The sequence below is a fragment of the Flavobacterium sp. genome, from assembly GCF_040402895.1.
Classification (GTDB): Bacteria; Bacteroidota; Bacteroidia; order Flavobacteriales; family Flavobacteriaceae; genus Flavobacterium.
Window position 1 is genome coordinate 1 of the sequence record NZ_JBBALR010000017.1, and the last position, 7,252, is coordinate 7,252.

Genomic DNA, 7,252 nt, shown 5'->3' on the forward strand with positions numbered 1-7,252 from the left:
AAGTGTATTTGATATGACAGGAAAACTGATCGAGAATAGAGAAGTTATGCCTTCAGATTTAGAAGACTTACAGTTAGGTTCAAATTGGTCTACGGGTGTTTACAATGTTATTGTAGCACAAGACAACCAAATGAAAACTATGAGAATGATCAAAAAGTAATACGATAGCTTGCAAGTACGGATTACAATATCTGTATAAGTAAACTATATTATTCAATAAGAGGAGGCTGTCGAAAGACAGCCTCTTTTTGTTTGTATCACGTTGTAATAAAAATCTTATTTTCTTACCGATGTCGTGAATTATGCTTTAATTTATCTTATTGAAACAAGCTTTTATTTATATATTCTATTCACTAGTCATACTGTAAAATCTTTACTTTATTACTACTTCGATTTTTATTGATATTCTCTAAACACTAGGATTTAATTTTGCAGTACTTAATATTCTAATTAAACAGTAATTTATTATTATTCGTTTGTATAAATCAGTGATTGATTTTGCGTTAGACATAAATCCTATTTAGGCCTGAATAAAAAAGATGTCGGACGCCAAAACACAGGTAAGATTTCAAACCATACGTTCAATAAACTGGTTATTTTCTTCTACTAAATAGTTGAATTAGATTAATTCCTTACTTGATTTTGAATCTTTTCGTTAATTAAATTCTATTAATATTTAACTCACAATATCAAATTCTTCAAAATAATTTTGTCACTACTTAAGTAAAGTAATTTTGATATTAGAAATTAGGCCATTTACAGCTAAATGACGCTATTTGATTCTTTCAAGCTTAATACTTTATAATAAATTATATTTTCTGCGTTATATAAGCAATAAAACAATAATTTAAGTGAAGCAAATAGTTAGTTTATCTAATATAAAAATGACAATTAAATTTGTGTTATAAAAAAAAGCACCAACTTTTCGTTGGTGCTTTTTATAATTTTCTTATTCTAATTTTGATTATTGTGAATTTTAACAATAATCAAATCAGTAAAAAAGTTATTCAATAACTAATTTTTTTGTAGCAGTTTTACCTTCTTCAGTAATTTTTACAAGATAAACTCCAGCTGCTAATCCAGAAACGTTCATAGTAGAGTTGATTTCTTTCGAGCTTAAAACTTCTTTACCTAATATATCGTAAATTTGAACAGACTTATTTGCGTTTGCAGTAGATGTAAAGAATAGAGTATCTCCTTTTAAAGGATTTGGGAACATTGTTAAACCATCGATTGCATTAAATGACGATGAAGACATTGTAGCTATTTCTCCAGAAATTACAACGTCATCAATACCAAAGTTACCTCCAGCAGCTTCTGAATTCCAACCATAAAATCTTAAAGTAATAGGACCAGTTAAATTTGTGAAAGAAGGCCCAGTTAAAGTTATAGTACTTCCAACTTGCCCAAAAGAATTATCTACATTGTAAAAGAAGATATTTCCTGTAACCACCTCTAAATTAGCGTTCGCAGGATTAATTGAAGCGGGTAAATTTGCAGCATATGCATCTGCACTTGATCTAACTGAGTAATTTCTAACACCTGTACCTGATCTTTGTACTTTAAAAGTAATTCCAGTTAAATTATAAGCCGTACCAGAAGTTGGCGTAATAGTTACTTGAAAGTAAATAGTTGGACTCAAAGCACCTCCATAATTAGCATATATATTATCTCCGTTTGCCGCTCCTAATGGTTGATTTGCAAAAGCAAATCTTGAAGCAGCTGCAGAATTAGTAGGAGGAGTAACAGTATTAACTGCTGTAAAATTCCCGAAAGTTAAACCAGCTACCGTTGGAACAGGTGTTGGATCAGTAGCTCCAGATGTAGCAGTAACACCAGCAAAATCATAAGTCGCTGTAAATACTTGGGCAAATGAAATTGAAGCAAATGAAATAAATAATAATGTGTATAGTTTTTTCATAGTAATTTTTTTTATTAATTAATCTACAAATATAAAAATTTTGATTAAATAAAATAAAAGTATTTTATATAATTTAATAAATTGTTAACAATGATCATTATTTCTGTCAAAAAGATTGGAATATTTTTAATTCGCTTTGGCCTTGAAATAAGGGAAACACATAATAAAATATTGGAATAAATTTACTGTAAAGTGGTTTAGCCTTAAAAAAATTAATTTAGAACCTAAATTTATCTTAAGCCACAGGAGCAGAAATATCAGTAAAGAAAGCAACAAATAAAATAAAGATTCTGTACCACGCTTTATTGAATGCCATATGATTTTTGTAAAATTCACTCCTTTGACTATATTTGTAAAAAAATTACAGTATGTCCCAATCTAAGATATGGTTGTCTTCCCCTCACATGGGAGGTACCGAACAAAAATACATACAAGAAGCTTTTGAAGCCAATTGGATAGCTCCTTTAGGGCCTAATGTTACTGGTTTAGAGCAAGATTTACAAGAGTATCTTTCTAGTGACGCTAAAGTTGGGGCCTTAAGTTCAGGAACTGCAGCGATCCATTTAGGGTTAGTTTTGTTAGGTGTGAAGTCCGGAGATGAGGTAATTTGTCAAAGCATGACGTTTTCAGCTTCTGCTAATCCAATTTTATATTTGGGCGCCACGCCCATTTTTATCGATAGTGAAATACAAACTTGGAATATTTGCCCAGTAGCTTTAGAACAAGCCATTGAAGATCGAATTAGCAAGGGTAAAAAGCCAAAAGCTATCATCGCGGTGCATTTATATGGAGTGCCTTATCAAGTGGAGGAGGTAAGAGCTGTAGCCGATAAATATAACATACCTATACTAGAGGATAGTGCAGAAGCTTTGGGAAGCTCATACAAATTACAAAAATGCGGTACTTTTGGAGATATTGGGGTGTTATCGTTTAATGGCAATAAAATCATAACTACTTCTGGGGGTGGAGCTTTAGTTGCGAAAACTACTGCCCAAAAAGAGAAAGCTATTTTTTATGCTACACAATCCCGCGACAATGCACCACATTACCAACATTCCGAAATTGGCTACAACTACCGCATGAGTAATATTTGTGCTGGAATCGGAAGAGGTCAAATGGAAGTCTTAGATCAGCACGTAAGTTTACGAAGAGCGATGCACGATTTTTATGTGGAGGCCTTCAATGAAATTCAAGGGGTAACAGTTTTTTCAGCTCCTAATGAAGATTATTTTGCCAATTATTGGCTTAGCGCAATCACCATTGATGCTACTCAAACAAATGGGATTACTAGAGAAACCCTACGTTTGGCTTTTGATGCTGTTAATATCGAATCACGTCCCTTGTGGAAACCTATGCATATGCAGCCTATATTTGAAAAATATCCTTACTACGGAGGTACTATAGCTGAAACGCTATTTGAAAATGGTTTGTGTTTGCCTTCAGGTTCTAATCTTACCGATAGTGATCGTAATCGAATTATAACGGTAATTAAGCAAGTGTTTGGTTAAGAGGTAATATATTATTGGAAGATTTGAAAATTCAATTTTAGTTCTTCAATATTAAAAAGCATATAACTTGCTTGTATATAAACAGCGCATAATTCTATCATAAAATTACTTATATGTTTTGTTTTAAATGCAAAGTAACGTTATAGTTTTTAATACTTTAAATTTAGCTTTTTAGGATTTTTTAAAGGTAGTTGTTATTTTCTTGGATCTTTTCTTAATTACTTAGAAAAGACGATCTCTTTAACTCAGAACTTTAAAAATTTTTACCAAAATAATATTAAAAATCACATTTATAAATACATTTTTTTTTACATTCGCACAAAATAAGTATTTTAATTATGAAAACAACGAGTAAACTCCATTTAATATTTTTTTTAATAGTGTCCTCATCACTTTATTCTCAATTCAACGTGAATAATATTTCAGTTGAGGCGAACTATGGGTACACAGGAGCCATTTCACCATATCAAAAAAAATACAAATCTAATTTTTCAGGAATGAATCATTACGATATCGGGATACGATATATGTTCAATGAAAAATTCGGTGCAAAAGTTACTTATAAATTAGATCATTTTGTAAACGATCCAGGAGGAAAAATAGGAATTACTTATAGTACGGTTTCCTTATCAGGAATTTATAACGTTGGAAAACAATTGGGACTTACATATTTAACTAGAGATAAGCTTGGACTTAATGCCCACCTGGATGCTGGAATGGCATTAGGTTATATTATTGGCAAAAATGACAGTGAGCAAGTAAAAATAGTTGGAATTGGAATTACGCCGATGTATAAGGTTTCTAATAAATTAGCTCTTACGGCTGATTACACCCATAATTTTACCATGGATCAAAATTATGGATTTGACGGAATAATTTTAAATAAAAACAAAACACCACAATCAGGTGCGTTTTATAACTTTTCAGTGGGGTTAATTTATTATTTAGGAGAAAACAAATACCATTCAGATTGGTATTAAAAACATAAAATTTTAAAAAATCTAAGCAACTTTTTAATTCTTCAACAAGAATAAAAGTTGCTTTTTTTTTGTTTAAAACGCCAACATTTCTTAATTTTTTCTAAAAAAATATCGAAAACTATATAATTTAACGGACAATTAACAACTTATATTATTTTTATATAGCAACTTGCGCTGTTAAAGTGTTTTTTTAAAATTTATAGAAAATAATTCAAAATAAAATGCAAGAAAATAATATAGGGATAGACATTAGTGCGCTAAATGAAAAAATTGAAAACGAAAGTGCCTTTATTGATTTACTAACATCAGAATTAGGTAAAGTAATTGTAGGGCAAAAATCAATGATAGAACGCTTGTTAATTGGCTTATTAGGTCAAGGACATGTTTTATTAGAAGGAATGCCTGGGTTAGCCAAAACGTTAGTCATAAACACCTTATCTAAAGCTGTTCATGGGAGTTTTCATCGCATTCAATTTACTCCAGATTTGCTTCCTGCAGATGTGGTAGGAACAATGGTGTACAATTTCAAAGAAAATGAGTTTTCTGTAAAAAAAGGACCCATTTTTGCCAATTTTGTCCTGGCAGATGAAATTAATAGAGCACCTGCTAAAGTCCAATCTGCTTTGCTTGAAGCTATGCAAGAAAAGCAAGTAACAATTGGCGAAACTACTTATAAATTAGACACACCCTTTTTAGTTTTAGCCACACAAAACCCAATAGAACAAGAAGGAACATATTCATTACCAGAAGCACAAGTAGACAGATTCATGCTAAAAACCATTGTCGATTACCCGAAAATGGAAGAAGAACAACTTATTATTCGTAATAGTTTAAAGGAAACTTCTGCAACAATAAATCCAGTGGTTAGCATCGCGCAAATCATCAAAGCGCAACAAACCGTAAAGGAAGTGTACATGGATGAGAAAATTGAAAAATATATTTTAGATATTGTTTTTGCTACGCGTTACCCAGAAAAATATAGATTAGACAATTTAAAGCCATTAATTAGTTTTGGAGCTTCGCCACGTGGGAGTATTAATTTGGCTTTGGCAGCAAAATGTTATGCTTTTATCAAACGAAGAGGCTATGTAATCCCTGAAGATGTTAGAGCCGTAGTGCACGATGTATTACGTCACAGAATAGGCATTACCTACGAAGCCGAAGCCGAAAACATCACTTCAGAAGATATCATAAATAAAGTTTTAAATCAGGTACAAGTACCATAAGTCTGTTATAAAAAACAGTTGCGGTTGAAAATCTGAGACTGAAACAGAATGTCAAAATGCAAACAAAAGAGTTACTTAAAAAAGTCAAAAAAATTGAAATTAAAACCCGAAGATTGAGCGATCATATTTTCTCGGGACACTATCACACGTCTTTTAAAGGACGTGGTATGACTTTTTCTGAAGTGCGCCAATACCAATATGGAGATGATTTTAGAGCCATAGATTGGAATGTTTCCGCAAGAAATAATGATGCATTTGTAAAAATATTTGAAGAGGAACGCGAATTAACCATGATGTTAGTCATCGACTGCTCAGCATCTCAAAATTTTGGAACTTCCGCTCAAAATAAAAAAGATATGGTAACCGAAATAGCTGCTACGTTAGCTTTTTCAGCCACACAAAATAACGATAAAATAGGATTAGTTTTATTTACAAACGAAATCGAATTATATATCCCTCCCAAAAAAGGAAAATCACACGTTTTAAGAATTATCCGTGAATTAGTCGAATGGCAACCCAAAAGCAAATCAACAAACGTGGCTTTTGCGTTAGAATTTTTGTCAAGTGTAATAAAAAAACGAGCTATTGTGTTTTTAATTTCCGATTTTATGACTTCCGATTTCCAAAAACCGCTGCAAATTGCTTCTAAAAAACATGATGTAACTGGAATTAGAATTTTTGATTCACGTGAAAAGACACTCCCAAATGTTGGAATTATTCAAATGCAAGATGCAGAAACGGAGCAAATGATTTGGTTAGATACACAAACCGCAATTACCCGTTTGGAATATGAGAAAAATTACAAATACAAGGTTGAAATTTGCCAAAATATTTTTCGTAAATGTGCCGCAGGATTAGTAGAAACAGAAACAAATGAAAGTTACGTAACAAAATTAGTAACCTATTTTAAAAGTAGAGCCTAATGCGAATTAAATTTATTTTTCTTTTCATATTTTCTGCAGTTGTTGGGTTTTCCCAAACAATAGAAACGGCTGTATCTAAAAAAGAAATTAAAATTGGCGAACAAATTCAGCTTACATTAAAAACAAAAGTAAACCAAAAAGAGGTGGTTTTTTTCCCCGATTTAGATTCGATTGGTACACTTGAAGTGGTGCAATCTTTTCCAACAGAAAAGAATAAGCATGGTAACCAAACCGAGTGGACAAAAAAATACAACCTTACTCAATTTGATGCAGGCACCTATAAAATTCCAGCATTAGAAGTACTAATAAATAGCAAAAAAATAAATTCCAAAAGTATTACTGTAGTAGTATCAGATGTGGCAGTGGATACTACTAAGCAAAAAATGCACGAGATAAAAGAAGACGAAATACTTTCTATACAATCACAAGAAAAGCAACAAGAACTTTCAGACGATCAACTAATTTTAGGCGTATTTTTTGCTTTTTTCTTAGCAGGAATACTTTATATAATTTTGCGAATAAAACAGCGTAGAAAAACAAAATCAGAAGCCTATATTTCTCCATATAATAGAGCCTTTTTGGCTTTTTCAGAAGTAAATGCCAATGCCAATTCTAAAGAATATTATTCTAATTTAACCCAAATAATAAAATCATATTTTGAAAAAACGTTAGAATTTTCTGCGTTAGAAAGTAC

Annotated in this window: 7 protein-coding genes; 6 read left to right on the top strand and 1 reads right to left on the bottom strand. The window is 31.5% G+C overall.

The window, feature by feature from the left end; translation table 11 throughout:
* Positions 1-13: 13 nt before the first annotated feature.
* Positions 14-160: a hypothetical protein gene (locus ABWP60_RS09305; RefSeq protein ID WP_353151723.1), complete on the top strand. Its 147-nt coding sequence runs from the start codon at positions 14-16 to the stop codon at positions 158-160.
* Between the two features lie 843 nt (positions 161-1,003).
* Here ABWP60_RS09305 and ABWP60_RS09310 read toward each other — a convergent pair.
* Complete coding sequence (locus tag ABWP60_RS09310) at positions 1,004-1,921, bottom strand: T9SS type A sorting domain-containing protein (RefSeq protein ID WP_353151711.1); 918 nt, start codon at positions 1,919-1,921, stop codon at positions 1,004-1,006.
* A gap of 368 nt (positions 1,922-2,289) precedes the next feature.
* Here ABWP60_RS09310 and ABWP60_RS09315 point away from each other — a divergent pair, with 368 nt between their 5' ends.
* From ABWP60_RS09315 to ABWP60_RS09335, 5 genes are all read left to right on the top strand, one after another.
* Positions 2,290-3,429: a DegT/DnrJ/EryC1/StrS family aminotransferase gene (locus ABWP60_RS09315; RefSeq protein WP_353151713.1), complete on the top strand. Its 1,140-nt coding sequence runs from the start codon at positions 2,290-2,292 to the stop codon at positions 3,427-3,429.
* 410 nt (positions 3,430-3,839) lie between these two features.
* Entirely contained in the window at positions 3,840-4,409 is a 570-nt protein-coding gene (locus ABWP60_RS09320; protein WP_353151715.1) for a hypothetical protein, read from the top strand.
* Between the two features lie 221 nt (positions 4,410-4,630).
* Positions 4,631-5,635 (top strand): AAA family ATPase, encoded by a 1,005-nt coding sequence (locus ABWP60_RS09325; protein WP_353151717.1) that lies wholly within the window; start codon positions 4,631-4,633, stop codon positions 5,633-5,635.
* A gap of 56 nt (positions 5,636-5,691) precedes the next feature.
* Positions 5,692-6,558 carry a DUF58 domain-containing protein gene (locus tag ABWP60_RS09330; RefSeq protein WP_353151719.1) on the top strand — a complete coding sequence of 289 codons (867 nt, stop codon included), beginning with the start codon at positions 5,692-5,694 and terminating at the stop codon, positions 6,556-6,558.
* The coding region (locus tag ABWP60_RS09335; protein ID WP_353151721.1) for a BatD family protein at positions 6,558-7,252 on the top strand (695 nt) is incomplete at its 3' end. The genes ABWP60_RS09330 and ABWP60_RS09335, both read left to right, overlap by 1 nt.

Excerpts from the sequence above, each read along its gene's own strand:
- ABWP60_RS09305 (WP_353151723.1), top strand. The coding sequence starts at position 14 with ATGACAGGAAAACTGATCGAGAATAGAGAAGTTATGCCTTCAGATTTA.
- ABWP60_RS09310 (WP_353151711.1), bottom strand. The coding sequence starts at position 1,921 with ATGAAAAAACTATACACATTATTATTTATTTCATTTGCTTCAATTTCA.
- ABWP60_RS09315 (WP_353151713.1), top strand. The coding sequence starts at position 2,290 with ATGTCCCAATCTAAGATATGGTTGTCTTCCCCTCACATGGGAGGTACC.
- ABWP60_RS09325 (WP_353151717.1), top strand. The coding sequence starts at position 4,631 with ATGCAAGAAAATAATATAGGGATAGACATTAGTGCGCTAAATGAAAAA.
- ABWP60_RS09330 (WP_353151719.1), top strand. The coding sequence starts at position 5,692 with ATGCAAACAAAAGAGTTACTTAAAAAAGTCAAAAAAATTGAAATTAAA.